At 68.4% G+C, this 17782-nt stretch carries 14 protein-coding genes; 12 read left to right on the top strand and 2 right to left on the bottom strand.

The features are described 5' to 3' along the window. Positions 1–42: 42 nt before the first annotated feature. From ACE026_RS11330 to ACE026_RS11290, 9 genes are all read left to right on the top strand, one after another. Entirely contained in the window at positions 43–1284 is a 1242-nt protein-coding gene (locus ACE026_RS11330; RefSeq protein WP_486039077.1) for an NAD(P)/FAD-dependent oxidoreductase, read from the top strand. After that, positions 1272–1823, top strand: a complete 552-nt coding sequence (locus tag ACE026_RS11325; protein ID WP_486039076.1) for a DUF3261 domain-containing protein — start codon at positions 1272–1274, stop codon at positions 1821–1823. Before ACE026_RS11330 ends, ACE026_RS11325 begins: the two co-directional genes overlap by 13 nt. Beyond that, positions 1820–3007: a beta-ketoacyl-[acyl-carrier-protein] synthase family protein gene (locus ACE026_RS11320; RefSeq protein WP_486039075.1), complete on the top strand. Its 1188-nt coding sequence runs from the start codon at positions 1820–1822 to the stop codon at positions 3005–3007. Before ACE026_RS11325 ends, ACE026_RS11320 begins: the two co-directional genes overlap by 4 nt. Before the next feature lie 2 nt (positions 3008–3009). After that, positions 3010–3465, top strand: a complete 456-nt coding sequence (locus ACE026_RS11315) for a hotdog family protein (RefSeq protein ID WP_486039074.1) — start codon at positions 3010–3012, stop codon at positions 3463–3465. Continuing rightward, on the top strand, positions 3462–4193 hold the full coding sequence (locus ACE026_RS11310; RefSeq protein ID WP_121040865.1) for a 3-ketoacyl-ACP reductase FabG2: 732 nt from the start codon (positions 3462–3464) through the stop codon (positions 4191–4193). Before ACE026_RS11315 ends, ACE026_RS11310 begins: the two co-directional genes overlap by 4 nt. Beyond that, positions 4193–5434, top strand: a complete 1242-nt coding sequence (locus ACE026_RS11305; protein WP_486039073.1) for a beta-ketoacyl-ACP synthase — start codon at positions 4193–4195, stop codon at positions 5432–5434. The genes ACE026_RS11310 and ACE026_RS11305 overlap by 1 nt, the downstream gene beginning before the upstream one ends. A 75-nt stretch (positions 5435–5509) precedes the next feature. Further along, positions 5510–5947 (top strand): excinuclease ATPase subunit, encoded by a 438-nt coding sequence (locus ACE026_RS11300; protein ID WP_346463420.1) that lies wholly within the window; start codon positions 5510–5512, stop codon positions 5945–5947. A 262-nt stretch (positions 5948–6209) separates the two neighbouring features. Then, entirely contained in the window at positions 6210–6476 is a 267-nt protein-coding gene (locus ACE026_RS11295; RefSeq protein ID WP_019185480.1) for a YcgL domain-containing protein, read from the top strand. Then, a complete protein-coding gene (locus ACE026_RS11290; protein ID WP_486039072.1) occupies positions 6469–9804 on the top strand; it encodes an ankyrin repeat domain-containing protein in 3336 nt (1111 codons plus the stop codon). The genes ACE026_RS11295 and ACE026_RS11290 overlap by 8 nt, the downstream gene beginning before the upstream one ends. Here ACE026_RS11290 and ACE026_RS11285 read toward each other — a convergent pair. Together ACE026_RS11285 and ACE026_RS11280 are read right to left on the bottom strand one after the other, a co-directional pair. Further along, positions 9801–10466: an Abi family protein gene (locus tag ACE026_RS11285; protein ID WP_486039071.1), complete on the bottom strand. Its 666-nt coding sequence runs from the start codon at positions 10464–10466 to the stop codon at positions 9801–9803. The two genes, ACE026_RS11290 and ACE026_RS11285, sit on opposite strands and share 4 nt — an antisense overlap. Before the next feature lie 237 nt (positions 10467–10703). Next, positions 10704–12515 carry a monovalent cation:proton antiporter-2 (CPA2) family protein gene (locus tag ACE026_RS11280; protein WP_486039070.1) on the bottom strand — a complete coding sequence of 604 codons (1812 nt, stop codon included), beginning with the start codon at positions 12513–12515 and terminating at the stop codon, positions 10704–10706. Between the two features lie 345 nt (positions 12516–12860). Here ACE026_RS11280 and mgtE point away from each other — a divergent pair, with 345 nt between their 5' ends. The 3 genes from mgtE to ACE026_RS11265 are packed head-to-tail and all read left to right on the top strand — an operon-like array spanning position 12861 to position 17760. After that, positions 12861–14231 (top strand): magnesium transporter, encoded by a 1371-nt coding sequence (gene mgtE, locus ACE026_RS11275; protein ID WP_070469987.1) that lies wholly within the window; start codon positions 12861–12863, stop codon positions 14229–14231. A gap of 53 nt (positions 14232–14284) precedes the next feature. After that, a complete protein-coding gene (locus ACE026_RS11270; RefSeq protein ID WP_486039069.1) occupies positions 14285–17014 on the top strand; it encodes a bifunctional acetate--CoA ligase family protein/GNAT family N-acetyltransferase in 2730 nt (909 codons plus the stop codon). Positions 17015–17061: 47 nt separating this feature from the next. Then, the gene (locus tag ACE026_RS11265) at positions 17062–17760 is read left to right on the top strand and encodes an alpha/beta fold hydrolase (RefSeq protein ID WP_486039068.1); all 699 of its coding nucleotides are present in this window, start codon (positions 17062–17064) and stop codon (positions 17758–17760) included. Positions 17761–17782: the final 22 nt, after the last annotated feature.

Here is a 17782-nt window from a genome sequence, read left to right as displayed (position 1 = left end):
CGGCCGCGTTTTTCCTTTCATGCACTGATCAAGGATGTATCGATGAACCCGCAGGTGGAACGTACTGAAATCCTGGTCATCGGCGCCGGCCCGGCCGGCTCCGTGGCCGCCGCGATGCTGCGCAAGCAGGGCCGCCAGGTGCTGATCCTGGAACGCCAGCAGTTTCCCCGGTTCTCGATCGGCGAGAGCCTGCTGCCGCAGAGCATGGAGTACATCGAGGCCGCGGGGCTGCTGCAGGATGTGGTGCAGGCCGGGTTCCAGTACAAGAACGGAGCCGCGTTCGTGCGCGGCGAAGCGACCACCGAGTTCGATTTCCGCGACAAGTTTTCGCCGGGCTGGGGCACCACCTACCAAGTGCAGCGCGCCGACTTCGATGATGTGCTGGCGCGCGGCGCCGAGCGCATGGGCGCCACGCTGCGCTTCAGCGATGAAGTGCTCTCGGTGCAGCCCGGCCGCCCGGCGCAGGTGCAGGTGCGCCGCCCGGATGGCAGCGAGTACACCATCGAAGCCGGCTTCATCCTCGACGCCAGCGGTTTTGCCCGGTTGCTGCCGCGCCTGCTGAAGCTGGAGTCGCCGTCGAACTTCCCGGTGCGCGGCGCGATCTTCTGCCACGTGCGCGACCACATTCCTGCTGGTGTGGGGTTTGACCGCAACAAGATCCTGATCACCACCCATCCCGAGCACGTGGACGTGTGGTACTGGACGATTCCGTTCTCCAATGGCTGCTGTTCGCTGGGCGTGGTCGCCGAGCCGAGCTTCTTCGAGCGCTACGCCGGTACCGATCTGGAGAAGCTGCAGGCTATCGTCGGCGAAGACCCGAACCTGACCCGCCTGCTCAGGAACGCCGAATGGGCGGTGCTGCCGGTGCGCACCATCACCGGGTATTCGGCCAACGTCTCCTCGTTGTGGGGCGAGGGCTATGCGCTGCTGGGCAATGCCGGCGAGTTCCTGGACCCGGTCTTCTCCTCGGGCGTGACGATTGCCTTCAAGTCGGCGCAGCTGGCCAGCGAGTGCCTGGCGCGCGAGCATGCCGGTGCGACGGTGGATTGGGAGCAGGAGTTCTCGGTGCCGCTGCGTGCCGGGGTAAAGACCTTCCGTCGTTTCGTCGAAGCCTGGTACGCCGGTGGCTTCCAGAAGATCATCTACCATCCCGATCCGCAGCCGGAGGTACGCCGCATGATCTCCTCGATCCTGGCCGGCTACGCCTGGGACACGCAGAACCCGTATGTTGCCGATGCCAGTGGCCGGCGCCTGCGCGTGCTGGAGGAACTGTGCAGCGCCTGATCCTGACCCTGTTGCTGAGCCTGCTGCTGGCCGCATGTGCCAGCACCCGCATGCCCACACCGCTGGTGCAGCTGCCCACGCTGCAGCTGGCGCCATCGGCATTGCCGCAGCCGGTGCAGCTGCAGCAGCGCCTGCAGTTCCGCTTCGGCAGCCACCAGCGCGAGCTGGATGCACTGCTGGAAGTGGATGCCGAGCAGGTGCGGCTGGCCGTGCAGGCGATGGGCCAGACCGGCGTGCGCATGGTCTGGGACGGGCAGCACCTGGAGCAGACCCGTGCGCCGTGGCTGCCACCGCAGGTGCGCGGCGAGCGCGTGCTGGACGACCTGCAGTTCGCGTTGTGGCCGGCGGCGGCGATCCGCGCCGCGCTGCCCGCCGGCTGGACCCTGCAGGAGACCGATGGCGTGCGCAGCCTGGTGCAGGGCGGCACGCCTTGGCTGGTGCGCGACACGCTGCCCGATGGCCGCGTGCGCCTGCGCAACCTGGCCGAGGGCTATGAACTGGTGATCGAATCGATGGACATGGGGCAGGGCCAAGAGTGAGTAGTAGCGCGGTCTATCTGAACGAGCTGGGCGTGATCTGCGCGCTGGGTGCCGACCGCGCCCAGGTGCGCGACGGCCTGTTCGCGGCGCAGCCCGGTGGCCTGCGCGACAACGCTGCGATTCTCCCCGGTCGCACGCTGGCGCTGGGCGAAGTGCATGCGCCGCTGTCGGACCTGTCCGCCCTGCCGGTGGCCCTGCGTGGCCGCAACAACGGCCTGCTGGATGCCGCGCTGGGGCAGATCCGCGAGGGCGTGGCTGCTGCCGTGGCGCGCTTTGGTGCCGAGCGCGTGGCGGTGATCATCGGCACCAGCACCTCGGGCATCGGCGAATCGGAGAACGCACTGCGTACGCATTACCGCGATGGCGTGTGGCCGGCCGATTTCCATTACGCCCAGCAGGAAATGGGCACCGCCGCGCGCTTCGTGCGCGAGCGGATCGGCAGCACCGGCCCGGCCTGGACGATCTCCACCGCCTGTTCGTCCAGCGCCAAGGCACTGATGTCGGCCGCGCGCCTGCTGCAGGCCGGCGCGGTCGATGCCGTGGTGGCCGGTGGCGCCGATTCGATGTGCCGGTTCACCGTGGCGGGTTTCAGCGCATTGGAGTCGGTCTCGGCGGCGCGCTGCAATCCGTTCTCCGTCAACCGCAACGGCATCAACATCGGCGAGGGCGCGGCGCTGTTCCTGATGACCCGCGAGGCGGGCCCGGTGCAGCTCTCCGGCTGGGGGGAATCTTCCGATGCGCACCACATGTCCGCGCCGGATCCGCAGGCACGCGGGGCGATCGATGCGATGCAGCAGGCGCTGGACCGGGCCGGCCTGACGCCCGCGCAGATCGACTACGTGAACCTGCACGGCACCGCCACCGGCCACAACGATGCGATGGAAAGTCAGGCGGTCGCCGCTGTGCTCGGCACACAGGTGCCGGCCAGCTCGACCAAGCCGCTGACCGGGCACACGCTGGGTGCGTCCGGCGCGATCGAAGCGGCGCTGTGCTGGATGACGCTGGCCGACAACCCCGACCAGCAGTTGCCCACCCACTGGTGGGATGGGCAGGCCGATGACGCGTTGCCGGCACTGGCGCTGGTGGCGCCGGGTACGCGTGCCGCGCAGCCGCTGCAGCACGTGCTCAGTCACTCATTCGCCTTTGGCGGCAGCAATGCCGTGCTGGCACTGGCCAAGGGATGAGCATGCCGGTGCCCCCCGACATCGACGCCGTGCTTCCGCACCGCGACAGCATGCGCCTGATCCACCGCGTGGTGGCCTGGCAGGACGAGTCCATCGCGGTCGAGGTGGACGTCCCGACGCAGGGTCTGTTCTGCACCCCCGACGGCGTGCCCGCCTGGGTCGGGGTCGAATACATGGCCCAGGCGATCGCCGCCTGGGCCGGGTGCCGCGCCTGGCAGACCGGTGCGGAACCCTCGATCGGCTTCCTGCTCGGCAGCCGTCGTTACATTGCCCACCAGCCGTACTTTGCCGCCGGCAGCTGCCTGCGGGTGGAGGCGAACTGCGAGCTGTTGGGCGAGAATGGCCTGGGTATGTTCGCCTGCCGGATTCTGGCGGGCGATATCGAAGTGGCAGTTGCCAACGTTTCCGTGTTCCAACCGACGGATGCAGCGGCTTATCTGGAGAGTGGAGAGGCATGACAGGGAATTTGACTGTGCTGGTGACCGGCGCCAGCCGTGGCATCGGCCGTGCCGTGGCGCTGCGTTGCGCGCGCGACGGCTTCGACGTGGTGGTGCATTGCCGCAGCCGCATCGAAGACGCACAGGCCGTGGTGACCGAGATCCAGGCGCTGGGCCGGCAGGCCCGGGTACTGATGTTCGATGTGAGCGACCGCGATGCTGCGCGCACTGCGCTGGAAGCGGACATCGCCGAGCACGGCACCTATTACGGGGTGGTCTGCAATGCCGGCATCGCCCGCGACGGCGCCTTCCCGGCGATGCCGGCCGAGGATTGGGATGCGGTCATCCATACCAACCTGGACAGCTTCTACAACGTGTTGCACCCGCTGGTGATGCCGCTGGTGCGCCGGCGCAAGCCGGGCCGCATCGTGACCTTGTCCTCGGTGTCCGGCCTGGTCGGCAACCGCGGCCAGACCAACTACAGTGCGGCCAAGGCCGGCATCATCGGTGCCACCAAGGCGCTGGCGCTGGAGCTGGCCAGCCGCGCGATCACCGTCAACTGCGTGGCCCCCGGGCTGATCGAGACCGAGATGGTCAATGAAGAAGTGGTCGAGCACGCGCTCAAGCTGATTCCCGCCAATCGCCTGGGCCAGCCGGAGGAGGTCGCTGCGGCCGTGTCCTTCCTGCTCTCCGAGTCGGCCGGCTACATCACCCGCCAGGTGATTTCGGTCAACGGAGGTATGGTCTGATGGCCCGCCCCGATCGTCGTGTCGTGGTCACCGGCGCCGCTGCCATCAGCCCGCTCGGGCAGGATTGGGCGAGCATCCGCGCGCGCCTGCAGGCGCGGACCAACGCGGTGCGCTACATCCCCGAGTGGGAAGTGTTTGATGGCCTGAATACCCGCCTGGCCGCGCCAGCCGAGGATTTCGAGCTCCCGTCCAACTACAACCGCAAGACCACCCGCAGCATGGGCAAGGTGGCGGTGATGTCGGTGCGTGCCACCGAGCTGGCGCTGGAGGCGGCCGGTCTGCTCGGCCACCCTGTGCTGCGCAGTGGCATGGCCGGCGTGGCCTACGGCTCGTCCTCGGGCAGCCACGAGGCCACCGCCGAGTTCGGCCGCATGCTCCATGAGCACACCACCGAAGGCATCAGCGCCACCACCTACCTGAAAATGATGAGCCACACCTCGCCGGTCAACATCGGCGTGTTCTTCGGCTTGTCCGGCCGCGTCTACACCACCTCCAGCGCCTGTACTTCGGGCAGCCAGGGCGTGGGTTCGGGCTATGAAGCGATCCGCAGCGGCAAGCAGACGGTGATGGTCACCGGCGGTGCCGAGCAGCTCGACGCCACCGCCGCGGCGGTGTTCGACACCCTGTTCGCCACCAGCGTGCGCAACGATGCGCCGCAGACCACGCCCAGCCCGTTCGATGCGCACCGCGATGGCCTGGTGCTGGGCGAGGGCGCCTGCACGCTGATCCTGGAAGAGCTGGAGCATGCGCAGGCACGCGGCGCCACGATCCTGGCCGAAGTGATCGGCTACGGCACCAACAGCGACGGCCAGCACGTCACCCAGCCCAGCGCCGGCACCATGGCCCAGGCGATGCGGCTGGCGCTGGAAGACGCCAACCTGGCTGCCGATCGGATCGGCTACGTCAACGCGCACGGTACCGCCACCGAGCACGGCGACATCGCCGAAACCCAGGCCACCCACCAGGTGTTCGGCCCGGGCATGCCGATCAGCTCGCTCAAGAGCTACGTCGGCCACATGCTCGGGGCCTGCGGCGCGTTCGAGGCCTGGCTGAGCATCGAGATGATGCGCGATGGCTGGTTCGCCCCGACCCTGAACCTGCACGAGGTCGATCCGCGCTGCGGCGCGCTGGATTACATCGATGGCGAAGGCCGCGCATTGCAGACCGACTACGTCATGAGCAACAACTTCGCCTTCGGCGGCATCAACACTTCGTTGATCTTCCGCCGCTGGCAGGACTGACCGCTGTTGCCGGCCTGCCGTGCGGGCCGGCCGTTTCCGTACCCCCCCGCGTCCCACCAACAAGGAGAAAGTTGAATGCGTCGTTTTGCCCTGATGGCCGCCACCGCCCTGCTGGCTGTCGCCAGCACCGCTCAGGCCCGCGATACCCGCGTGGAGCAGTCGCTGCATGAGCTGGTCAATTCCGCCGAAGCCCGCAATGTGGGCATCGACGGCAGCGTGAAGTTCTATCTGGCCGGCGAGAAAGTCAGCGTGCTGCAGCGCCTGGGCGAGGATGTGACCAACAAGAAGACCAACGCCGCCAACAAGAGCGACGCCGAAGCCTGCCGCTGGGTGGCCCTGTCGGCGCTGCGCGCGCTGCAGGACGGTGCCAAGTCGCGCGGTGCCAATGCGGTGGTCGACATCGTCAGCTATTACAAGAAGAACGAGTTCAAGAGCACCACCAACTACGAATGCTATGCGGGCGCGATCCTGGCCGGCGTGGCGCTGAAGGGCACCTACGCCAAGGTGAAATAAGCAGGCACGGCCACCGCCTCCCCCGGCGGTGGCCCCGGCGCCCACTGCCAACGCCGCTTCGCCAGCATCGCCGCAGATACGCATTCATCACGGCGGCAGGGGCAGACTGCAGCGGCGCCCAGCTGAACGACATCGCGACATTGATGAACCTGACGCTGTCGCGCGACGCAAAACCGACGGTGGACAGTGCACGCGGCTTTCACCTGTGCCGGCTTTCCTCCACAATCATTGCCATTCACTACCCTGGGCAAAGCCCTGCGGCATGCAAGCCTACGTCTATAAAAGCCAACGCAAGCAGGACAGCTTCGTCTATCTCGCCGTTCGTGATGACTTCTCGGTCATCCCTGACGCGGTAAAGGCCTCGCTGGCGCCGTTCCAGTTCGTTCTCGAAGTGGCCCTGACTCCCGACCGTCGCCTTGCCCAGGTCGATGCCGCACAAGTGCGCCAGAACCTCACCGAGCGTGGATTCCACCTGCAGTTGCCGCCGCCCCCGTTGGCGCCGGTCCGGTTCCCGCGACGCAATGACTGAATCCCAACGCCCCCGCGCTGTTGCCTCCGCTGCCGCGCTCGGTGTGCTGCTGGCCCTGGCCGCGGCCGTCGGTGGCGTGCCCGGTGCGGTGTGCGCCGCGCTGGCCCAGCCGGCGTTCGCGCTGGCAGTATCGTGGTGGCGCCGGACGCGCCCGCTGCGGCCATTGCCCCAGGTGGCCCGCCACGACGCGCCCGCGCTGTTGGCGCTGTGGTCCCTTGGCCCGCTGCTGCTGACCCTGCTGGTGGCCTGGCCGCTGAGCGCACTGCACGACAGCGGCAGCCTGGCCGCCGTGCTTGGCCTGAGCGTGGCGGTCAGTGCCGCGCTGCTCGGGGTCTGGCGGACCTGGCCGTTGTGGAATGACGTGGAACGTAGCGAGGGCAGTCTGGCCCGCCATTGGCAGACCCTGGCCGGGCGCGACCTGACCGCCTGGCGCGGCTTGGCCGTGGCCGCACTGGTGGTGCTGGTGTGCGCGCTGGTGGTGCTGCCGGCGTGGCCGGGCCTGGTGTCGGACGCGCTGCATTGGCCGATCGCCGCTGCGGTCGTGCTGCTGTCGCCCTTGGCGCACGTGCTGCTGCAGGCGATCGCACCGGCAACGACCCTGGGCGCGCCGGTGCCGGCCCAGACGCACGGTGACCGCGACGATCCCTTTGCCGAGCCGTACGCCGAGCCCAAGCCGCTCGAATCGATCGGCCTGCACGAACAACAGCCGGCGCTGTATGACGCCGCGCGCAGCGGCCGGGTCGATCGCGCCCTGCAGCTGCTGCAGGCCGGCGCCGATCCGCACGGCCTGCCCGACCCGGCCTGGCGCGACCAGCGCAGCCTGGCGGTGCTCGCCGCAGTGCTGCCTGACCTGCGCCTGCTGCGTGAACTGATCGCCCGCGGCGTCGGCGTCAATGCTCCGCACCGTGGCATGACCCCGCTGCTGGCTGCCACCCGCGACAGCTGGCACGGCCGCCCCGAGGCGGTGATGACCCTGCTCGCCAACGGCGCCGACCCGCGTGCGGTGGACAGCGAAGGCAACACCCCCCTGCATCACGCCGCGCGCAGCTCCGATCCCGGCGTCGCCGCGTTGCTGCGCGACGCCGCTGCCGAAGTGGATGCGCTGAACGACGATGGCTGGTCACCGCTGGCGGTGGCCTGCCAGGTCGGCAACTGGCGCCTGGCCAAGTTCCTGCTGGAACGCGGGGCCAAGACCGAGCCGGCCGAGGGAACGCCCGTGCTGCTGGCTGCCGCGGGCACCGAAGAAGACGACCCCGCCGGTGTGCAGTTGCTGCTCAAGCACAAGGCCCGCGCCGATGCGCGCGACCGCCAGCGCCGCAGCGCGCTGCACGAAGCCGCGCTGGCCGGCCATGTCGACATCATCGATGTGCTGCTCGCCGCCGGCGCCAATCTGGAAGCCCGCGACGCACTGGCACGCACGCCGTGGCTGGAAGCCGCACGTGGCGGCCGGGCCGGCGTGGTCGAGCATCTGCTTCCGCATCATCCCGATCTCAATGCGGTCGATGGCGAAGGCCGCAACGCCGTGCTGCTGGCCTGCATGGCCGAGAACGTTTCGCCGCTGTTGATCCGCCGCCTGCGTGATCTGGGCATCGCCGTCGATGTGGCCGATCCGCAGGGCCGCCGTGCCGTGGATATCGCTGCTGGCGCCGGGCGCTGGGCGATCGTCTCGCTGCTGGATCCCACCTATCCGCTGCCGTCCGCGGTCAGCGACGGGCTGGTGATGTCCGGCGACAGCGATGCAGCCTCGCCCTCGCTGCCGGATCGCCCGCCGCTGGAGCTCCTGCGCGAAGCGCTGAGCTTCGGCAACGTGGAGGGCATGGCCGCGCTGGCCCGCCTGTGCGCGCCGGAGGAACTTGGTGCGCTGCTGCACGACGCCGAACTGGCGCTGGATCCGCAGGCGCTGGACTGGCTGCTCGCGCACGGCGCGGCGCCGGAAGTACTGGATGCGTGTGGCGATACCCCGATGTTCGCGCTGCTGGCGCGGGGCATCGACGCGGTGCCGGCGCTGCAGGTGCTGCTGCGCCGTGGCCTGTCCCCGGCCGGTCGCGGTGGCCTGGCGCGTCTGCTGAGCGCCTGCGCCCAGCACGACCACGCCTCACGCGGGCTGGAACAGCTCGCCCTGGAACTGTTGGAACGCGGCGCGGATCCGTTCGCGCCGTCGCCGGCCGGCGCTCCACCGCTGTCGCTGGCCGTGCGGCTGGGCTGGCTGCGCCTGCAGCAGGCCCTGCTCACTCAAGGCGTGGACCGCGAAGCACGCGACAGCCATGGCATGACCGCCCTGCATCTGGCCACCGCGCTCGCGCGCGAAGGCTCGATCAAGCTGCTGGTGCAGCAGGGCGCCTCACCCGAAGCCCGCGCCGCCGACGGCCAGACCCCGCTGGGCGTGGCGCTGTCGATCGGGCGCCGCGATCTGGCCGACTGGCTGGACTGGCGGGTGTGGCCGTTGCCCCGCCGCGCGCTGCGCGACGGCGACCTGCCGGCGGCCGCGATGGCCGGTGACGCCGATGCCGTGCGTCGCCTGATCGATCTCGGTTTCGCCGTTGATGTGGTCGACGCCCAAGGCTGCACCGCGCTGCTGCGTGCCGCCGGTGGCGGGCACCTGGCCGTGGTCGACCTGCTGCTCACCCGTGGCGCGAATCCGCAGCACGCCGCGGCCAGCGGTGCGACGCCGCTGTCGGCGGCGGTCAGCATGCGCCAGATCGATATCGTCTCGGCCCTGCTCGATGCCGGTGCCGAACTGGAATACCGCCTGCCGGGCGGAGTCACCGTGCTGATGCTGGCCTCGGCGCTGGGCCTGCCCGACATCGTCTCGCGCCTGCTCACCGCCGGTGCCAATGTGCACGCCGGCGATGCCCAGCAGCTGGGCCCGTTGCACTGCGCGGCGCTGTACGGTTTCAGTGCGCGCGACCGTGCGCGTCTGCTGGCCCTGCTCGACACCCTGCTGTTGGCCGGTGCCGAACCGGACCTGGCCGCCGCCGGCTCGGTCACGCCGCTGCTGCTGCTGCTCGGGGCACGCGCCGAACCGGGCACCGCCTGCGATGAGCAGATCGTGCTCGCCGCGGTGGAACGCCTGCTCGACGAAGACGTGTCACTGGAGGTACGCGACCCGCGCGGTTTCGGCCCGCTGCATCTGGCGGCCCTGCACGGGCTGCCGCTGCTGGTGCAGCGCTTGTTGCGTGCCGGTGCCGACCCGGATGTGCGCGATGCGCTCAACCGCAGCCCGCGCGAGATCGCGGTGATGCGCGGTTTCATCGACGTTGCCGGCGAGTTCGAACCGCTGGTGCCGGGCGTGTCTTCGATGGCCCGGTTCCTGCGCGATAACGGCTAGTTGCCATTGCGGCCAGGCAAATGCTGACCACACCGGGTCAGCGTTTCCGGAAAACGATCCTGCTGACTGCACCATCGCGCGGCCAGCGGAGCCAGCCACTCCATCAGTTGCATTATGTCCGCGTGGTGTTCAACCAACGGCCAATGCAGGATCGGCTCATGGTGCGCGATGCGGTTGCGCAGGTGACGGATGCGGACAAGAGGCGTGGAGAACTGCTTTCGCCGCAGTCCTCGTAGACCGCTGTCACTGGCAATGCGGTGCAGCGTTCTTTGCCACAGTGTTTCGTGTTCCTTATTGAACATCATGGTCCAGAAACTGAGCGTCAGGTGCGAAATCACGCCCCCGGAAGAGACGATTCGCCCTTGGCGCTGAAGATCATTGGCCGCCGCGCGGATCTGGTCATGCTGCCGTGTGATGCACAGCACCCCTTCATGTCGCTCGAACCAGAACTCGCCATGTTCGGCCGCGAGTACCTCATGAACCCGGTTGCGAAGCAGAATCTCAAGTGTCTGCAGGGAGACGTAGAGGCTTTCGGACAACTGCAGATTCATCGCGTACAGGCACGATGCTGACACGCCGCACTGGTTAGACCAGCTCACATAGCTGCCCATCCGATCACGCGAAAACCATTGGCAAAAGCTCTCGGTGTTGCCTTTCTCCATGCAGAGAATCTCCAGTAGGGACCTTGATGCACCACCACCCCAGCGCTAAGCTTCTCAGGCACACCCCGGTACCGTCTCTGCTTAGGCACGCGGCCGGGGTAAGTTTTTTCTGAGCGCTGGGCGATAAGCACGGTGCTGCAGCGAGCCTGCAGCGTGGCCTGACGGTCAACGCGTCGACAGCGGTAGGACACCCATCACGCACTAAGGCGAGGGCTCTTCCATACGTCGGAAAAGCGCTCAGCCGCTGCGGTGGGTTGTGCCGTCGGCACCCTTCCCATCACTCTCCGCATCCGCCTCGAACAGATGCATCAGGTCCGCACGCGCATCGCGCGAGGTCTGGATCACCGCCGCTTCGTCGTCGTAGACCAGGTACTGATCGCGCAGCAGCTTCTCGTCATGCTCGCGGAAGCGCTGCACATGGCTGCGCGCATTCTCCACCGACATGCCCAGCGCGATCAGCATCCGTTCGCTCAGTTCCAGGCTGGTCCCGAACACCTCGCGGAACGGCTCGGCGGACATGTCCATCAGCCGCCACGCATGCTGGCGGTTACGCGCGCGCACCAGCACCACCGCATCGGGATACATTCGCCGGATCAGCCGCGTGGCCCGCATGTTGGCGTCCGGATCATCCAGCGTGACCACATACACGCGGATATGTTCGCCGCCGGCGGCGCGCAGCATTTCCGGCCGGGTCGGGTCGCCGTAATAGAGTTTGTTGCCGAAGCGGCGCAGGTCCGAGACCGTATCCGGATTGGACTCCAGCGCCACGAACGGGATCTTCTGCGCGGTCAGCAGGCGCGCGACCACCTGGCCGAAGCGGCCCATGCCGGCGATCATCACCTGTGGCTGCACATCGGTGATATCGACCTTGTCGGCGGGCTGGGCAGGCGTCCTGGGGCCCTCGTCGCGGCCCAGCAGGCGGATCAGGCCGATCATCAGCAGCGGCGTGATCGCCATCGACAGGCCCACAATCGCCACCAGCCGATCGTGGTTGGCGTTGCCAAGCAGGTGCGCGCGCTGGGCCTCGTTGAACACCACGAACGCGAACTCGCCGCCCAGCCACAGCACGCTGCCCAGCAGTACCGCGTGGCGGGTCCGCAGCTTGGCCAGCTTGCCGATCCCGAACAGCAGGCCGAACTTGACCACCAGCAGGATCGCCACGCCTGCGGCGATCATCATCGGCTCGGCGACGATGCGGTCCAGGTCGATGCCCATGCCCACGGCGATGAAGAACAGGCCGAGCAGCAGGCCCTTGAACGGCTCGATCTGCGACTCCAGCTCGTGCCGGAATTCCGAATCGGACAACAGCACACCGGCCAGGAAGGCGCCCAGGCTGGGGCTCAAGCCGGCTTCCTGCATGAACCATGCGGTGCCCAGGACCACCAGCAGCGCGGTGGCGGTGAACACTTCCGGGCTGCGCGTACGCGCGATGATGTTGAACAACCGGCGCAGCACCGGTCGCCCGCACAGGATCACCACCGCCAGCGCGCCGATCGCGATCGCCACGTCGTTCCACTGCAGGGTGTCGTTGCGCGCACCGCCGAGCAGCGGAATCGCCGCCAGCAACGGGATCGCGATCAGATCCTGGAAGAGCAGGATGGCGAAGCCCAGGCGTCCGTAATCGCTGTTGATCGCTTTGTGCTCGGACAGCAGCTGCAGCCCGACCGCCGTGGAGGACAATGCCAGCGCGATGCCGACGATCAACGCGCTCTTCCACTGGAAGTGATCCAGCATCAGCAGGCTGCCCAGCACGAGGGCACTCAGCGCGACCTGCAGTGCGCCGGCACCGAACACCGAGCGGCGCATCACCTTCAGGCGGGCGGGCGACAGCTCCAGGCCGATCACGAACAGCAGCATCACCACGCCGATCTCGGCGGCGCTGAGGATGCGGTCGGCGTCCTGCACGAAACCCAGGCCATCCGGGCCGAGCACCACGCCAGCCGCCAGATACCCAAGCACCGCGCCCAGGCCGAGTTTTTTGAACACCGGCACCGCGATCACCGCGGCCAGCAGCAGCACCAGGGCCAGCTCGAGCGCGCCGCTATGCATGGGGGAACCTGCTCATGGGGTCGTGTGCCGTGCGGGTGGAAAGCCTCCCCGGGCGGACCGGGGCCTGTGGCCGGGGCCACGCGCCATTATGCGACCGCGATGGGTGCGGAAGGCGACTCCCACCGGAACGGCGTCCCGCACAAGGGTTGACCTGCGTCACACCCGGGTCCAGACTGCCCGCCGCTGCTGGCGTCCGCCGTCGGCAGTAAACCCTTCCGGAGTCCCCAACCCATGTCCAGCGACAGTAGAAGTCGACCTTGCTCGACGCCAGCGATGGCCACCGCCTGACACGGGTCGGTTCGCCAGCGTTGGCGTCGCGCAATGCGATACCCACAGGCGAATACGATGAACCAGAAAGACCTGCTGCGCCCGGTGGCCGATGCCGCCTCGTTGAGCGCACCCCTCGATAATTTCAACACCGCCGATGCGGTGGAATTCCTCAACACGCTGAGCCTGTCGCGCGCCGCCGACACGCTGGCCGCGTTGCCGTTGCCGCGCGCGGTGAAGATGCTCGAGCAGCCCGAGCTCAACCGCGGCGGCGATCTCGTGGCGGCCATGCCGGTGGCCCGCGCCGCCGCCCTGCTCGGGCTGATGGCCGATGACCGCGCCACCGATATCGTCCACGAGCTGGACGAGGACGAGCGCGCGCGCCTGATCCCGCTGCTCAGCCCGGAGGCGCGCAAGGCGATCCAGCAGTTGCTGAGCTACCCGGCGCACACCGCCGGCGCGCTGATGACCACCGAGTTCGTCAGCGTGCCCTCGGACTGGACGGTCGGCCGCACCCTGCAGCACATCCGCGAGGTCGAGCGCACCCGCGAGACCGTCTACGCGATCTATGTGCTGGACCCGCACACCCGCGCGCTGGTGCAGGTGGTGACCATGCGCCGGCTGATCACCGGGCTGCCCGAGGAACCCATCCTCGACGTTGCCCAGGTCAACCCGCCGGTAACGGTGGAGGTGCAGCTGGATCAGGAAGAGGTGGCGCAGCTGATCCGCCGCCACGACCTGCTCGCGATTCCGGTGGTCGACGCGCAGCACCATGTGCTTGGCATCGTTACGGTGGATGACATCCTCGATGCCCTGATCGAAGAATCCACCGAGGACGTGCACAAGTTCGGCGGTATGGAGGCGCTGGAAAAGCCGTACATGCAGATCGGCTTCTTCGAGATGCTGCGCAAGCGGGCCGGCTGGCTGAGCGTGCTGTTCCTCGGCGAAATGTTGACCGCCAGCGCGATGCAGCACTACGAGGACGAGCTGGCACGCGCGGTGGTGCTGACGCTGTTCATCCCGCTGATCATGAGCTCGGGCGGCAACTCCGGCTCGCAGGCCACTTCGCTGCTGATCCGCAGCCTGGCCCTGCGCGAGCTGCGCCTGCGTGACTGGTGGAAGGTGGCGCTGCGCGAGGTGCCGACCGGCATCACCCTGGGCGCGATCCTGGGCGTGCTGGCGATCATCCGCATCGTGTCCTGGCAGCTGCTGGGCCTGCACGACTACGGCGAGCACTGGCAGCTGCTGGCACTGACCATCGGCGCGGCCCTGGTCGGCATCGTCACCTTCGGCTCGCTGTCCGGCTCGATGCTGCCCTTCATCCTCAAGCGCCTGGGCTTCGACCCGGCCAGCGCCTCGGCCCCGTTCGTGGCCACGCTGGTCGATGTTACCGGCCTGGTCATCTACTTCAGCATCGCCGCGATGATCCTGCGCGGCACCCTCCTTTGACAGGGACGGGGGGTGGTTAATAACCACCCCCGTCCCTGTTACTGTCTGATCGCATGAGCACCTACCACCTGCAAGCCGTCTTCCGCCCGCAGTCGGTCGCCGTGATCGGCGGCAGCCCACGTGAACGCTCCGCTGGCCGCGCAGTGATGCGCAATCTGCGCGGCACCGGCTTCACCGGCAAGGTGGCCTGGATCAATCCGCGTTACAGCGAGATCGACGGCATCCGCACCGTGAAGCGGCTCAAGGATCTGGACTGGGTGCCCGAGCTGGTGGTGATCACCGCCCCGGCCAGCATCGTGCCGCAGGTGGTGGCCACGGCCGCCGAGCGCGGTGTCAGCGCGGCGATCATTCTGACGGCCAACCTGGGCGAAGGCCCGGGCTCGCTGGCCGCGCAGGTGGAGGCCGCCGCCCGGCCCAAGGGCCTGCGTATTCTCGGCCCGCACTGCCTGGGCGTGATCGCGCCGCATGCACGCTTGAACGCCAGCATCGCCGCGCACTTCCCGCAGGCCGGCGATCTGGCCCTGATCTCCGAATCCAGCGCGATTGCCGCGGCCCTGGTGGAGTGGGGCGTGGCGCGCTCGGTCGGTTTCTCCGCCGTGGTCTCGCTCGGCGACACCCTGGATGTCGACTTCGGCGATCTGCTCGATTACTTCGCCACCGATTACCGCACCCGCGCGATCCTGCTGTACGTCGAGCACATCCGCGATGCGCGCAAGTTCATGTCCGCCGCGCGTGCCGCTGCGCGCGCCAAGCCGGTGGTGGTGGTCAAATCCGGCCGCCACCTCCGCATCAATCCCGATGCCGATACCCACGTGCAGGCGCTGGCCAGCACCGATGCGGTCTATGGGGCGGCATTCAACCGCGCGGGCCTGCTGCGCGTCAGCGCGCTGGACGAGCTGTTCACCGCGGCCGAAACATTGGGCCGGCTCGGCACCTTCCCCGGGCGTCGCCTGGCGATCCTGAGCAACGGCGGCGGGGTGGGGCGGCTGGCGGTGGATCAGCTGCTGGCCCTGCGCGGCAGCCTGGCGGAGCTGTCGCCGGCCACCGTCGCCCAGCTCGATGCGGTGCTGCCGCAGGGCTGGTCGCGCAGCAATCCGGTCGACATCGTGGTCGATGCCGACGGCGACCGCTACGCCGCGGCGATCGAAGCGCTCATGTCCGATACCGAAAACGACGCCGTGCTGGTGGTCAACGTGCCCACCGCGTTCACCTCCTCGGCCGATGCCGCGCAGGCCCTGACCCGCACGCTCGGCCTGCGCCCGCGCCACCACCGCGACAAGCCGGTGTTCGCGGTGTGGCTGGGCAACGACGACCGTGCCACGGCCACGCTCAATGCCGCGCGCGTGCCGCCCTATCCCACCGAAGCCGAGGCCGTCCGCGGCTTCCAGCATCTGGTGCGCTACCGCGACGCGCAGGCCGCGTTGATGGAAACCCCGCCCAGTCTGCCCGAGGATTTCGTGGTCGATACCGCCGGTGCCCGCGCGCTGGTGGAGGCCGCACTTGCCGCCGGCCAGCAGTGGCTGGACCCGATCGCCACCCACCAGCTGCTCAGCGCCTACGGCATTCCGTCGGCGCCGGTGATGCAGGCGCGCGATGCCCACGAGGCGATGGACCTGGCCCAGCCATTGCTGGAGCAGGGCGCCACGGTGGCGATCAAGGTGTTCTCGGCCGACATCCCGCACAAGTCCGATGTCGACGGCGTGCGCTTGAACCTCAGTACCCTGCAATCCGTGCATGCGGCGGCCACCTCGATCATCGCGCGCGCGCACGAAAAGCGACCCGATGCGCGCATCGATGGCGTGCTGGTGCAGCCGACCATCGTGCGGCCCAAGGCGCGCGAGTTGATCGCGGGTATCGCCGACGACCCGACCTTCGGCCCGGTGATCGTGTTCGGCCGCGGCGGCACCGCGGTGGAAGTGATCGATGACAAAGCCATCGCCCTGCCACCGCTGGACCTGCGCCTGTCGCACGAACTGATCGGCCGCACGCGCGTGTCGCGCATCCTCAAGGCCTACCGCGATGTCCCGGCCGCCGACGAACGCGCGGTTGCGCTGATCCTGGTCAAGCTCGCCCAGCTTGCCGCCGACATTCCCGAGATCCGTACGCTCGACATCAATCCGTTGCTGGCCGACCGCGACGGGGTGATCGCACTCGATGCGCGCGTGGCGATCGAACCGTCGCGCAAACTGCACAAGGGCCGCGGCCACCCACGCTTCGCGGTATTCCCGTACCCGAAGGAGTGGGAGCGCACCATCACCTTGTCCGACGGTGCCCCCGCCTTTGTACGCCCGGTCCGCCCCGAGGACGACGCGCTGTTCCGCGCCTTCTTCGCGCGCGTCACCGATGACGACCTGCGCCTGCGCTTCTTCCAGTCGGTGAAGCATTTCAGCCACGAATTCATTGCACGCCTGACCCAGCTCGACTATGCCCGCTCCATCGCGCTGGTGGCGATCGACCCGCGCAGCGGCGACATGCTCGGCGCGGTGCGGCTGCATGCCGATGCGGACTACGACCGTGGCGAGTACGGGATCCTGATCCGCTCCGACCTCAAGGGCCACGGTATCGGTTGGCGGTTGATGGCGATCATGATCGAGTACGCGCAATGGCTGGGCCTGAACATCATCGAAGGCCAGGTGTTGCGCGAGAACAGCACCATGCTGGCGATGTGCCAGAGCCTGGGCTTCAAGACCCGGCTCGACCCGGACGATTCGACGGTGATGGTGGTGACGCTGCCGGTGCAGGACGTGCAGGTGCCGCAGGCGCCTGATCCTGCAACGCACTGAGCCGATCGCGGTACGGCGTGGGCACGTTGGCGGGGCGACAATACGGCATGACTGATCGTATCCCCCTGCTGCTCCTCCCCGGCCTGCTCAACGACGCTGAACTCTGGCGTGCGCAGATCGCCGACCTGTCCGATATCGCCGAGTGCATCGTCGGCGACCAGACCCGCGGCGAGACGATGCAGGGCGTGGTCGGCGACGTGCTGGCGCAGGCGCCGGCGCGCTTTGCCCTGGCGGGATTCTCGTTGGGCGGATTCGTGGCGCAGGCGATCCTGCGCACCGCGCCGGAGCGGGTGCTGCGGCTGGCCCTGATCGATACCTCGATCCATGCCGACTCGCCCGAGCGCGCCGCGCAACGCAGGACGCAGCAGGCAAGCGTGCGTCTGCCCGGAAAATTCCACGGCTTCGGCGACACGTTGATGCGCAGCTACATCGATGCCTCGGGGCTGGATGATTACGTGCTGGTGCAGCGCGTACGCGACATGACCGCGCGGCTGGGCGCGGAGGTGTTCCTGCGCCAGAGCGCACTGGACCGGGTGGATGGCCATGACGTGCTGGCCGGGTACCGCGATCCGCTGTTGATCGTATGCGGTGCGAACGACCGCATCACCCCGCTGGCGATCAGCGAGGCGATGCATGCGCTGGTACCGCACTCCAGCCTGGTGGTGCTGCCGGACTGCGGGCATCTGGCCCCGATGGAGAAGCCGGACGAGGTCAGCGCGGCAATGCGGGACTGGTTGCTCCGGTAGGTGCCCGCCGGCGGCCGGCCCC

The sequence above is a fragment of the Stenotrophomonas sp. AGC87 genome (assembly GCF_057333975.1).
The sequence above is the reverse complement of the archived record's forward strand: the minus strand, read 5'-3'. Positions and strand labels throughout refer to the sequence as shown.

Excerpts from the sequence above, each read along its gene's own strand:
- ACE026_RS11330 (WP_486039077.1), top strand. The coding sequence starts at position 43 with ATGAACCCGCAGGTGGAACGTACTGAAATCCTGGTCATCGGCGCCGGC.
- ACE026_RS11315 (WP_486039074.1), top strand. The coding sequence starts at position 3,010 with ATGCCGGTGCCCCCCGACATCGACGCCGTGCTTCCGCACCGCGACAGC.
- ACE026_RS11310 (WP_121040865.1), top strand. The coding sequence starts at position 3,462 with ATGACAGGGAATTTGACTGTGCTGGTGACCGGCGCCAGCCGTGGCATC.
- ACE026_RS11305 (WP_486039073.1), top strand. The coding sequence starts at position 4,193 with ATGGCCCGCCCCGATCGTCGTGTCGTGGTCACCGGCGCCGCTGCCATC.
- ACE026_RS11300 (WP_346463420.1), top strand. The coding sequence starts at position 5,510 with ATGCGTCGTTTTGCCCTGATGGCCGCCACCGCCCTGCTGGCTGTCGCC.
- ACE026_RS11295 (WP_019185480.1), top strand. The coding sequence starts at position 6,210 with ATGCAAGCCTACGTCTATAAAAGCCAACGCAAGCAGGACAGCTTCGTC.
- ACE026_RS11290 (WP_486039072.1), top strand. The coding sequence starts at position 6,469 with ATGACTGAATCCCAACGCCCCCGCGCTGTTGCCTCCGCTGCCGCGCTC.
- ACE026_RS11285 (WP_486039071.1), bottom strand. The coding sequence starts at position 10,466 with ATGGAGAAAGGCAACACCGAGAGCTTTTGCCAATGGTTTTCGCGTGAT.
- ACE026_RS11280 (WP_486039070.1), bottom strand. The coding sequence starts at position 12,515 with ATGCATAGCGGCGCGCTCGAGCTGGCCCTGGTGCTGCTGCTGGCCGCG.
- mgtE (WP_070469987.1), top strand. The coding sequence starts at position 12,861 with ATGAACCAGAAAGACCTGCTGCGCCCGGTGGCCGATGCCGCCTCGTTG.
- ACE026_RS11270 (WP_486039069.1), top strand. The coding sequence starts at position 14,285 with ATGAGCACCTACCACCTGCAAGCCGTCTTCCGCCCGCAGTCGGTCGCC.
- ACE026_RS11265 (WP_486039068.1), top strand. The coding sequence starts at position 17,062 with ATGACTGATCGTATCCCCCTGCTGCTCCTCCCCGGCCTGCTCAACGAC.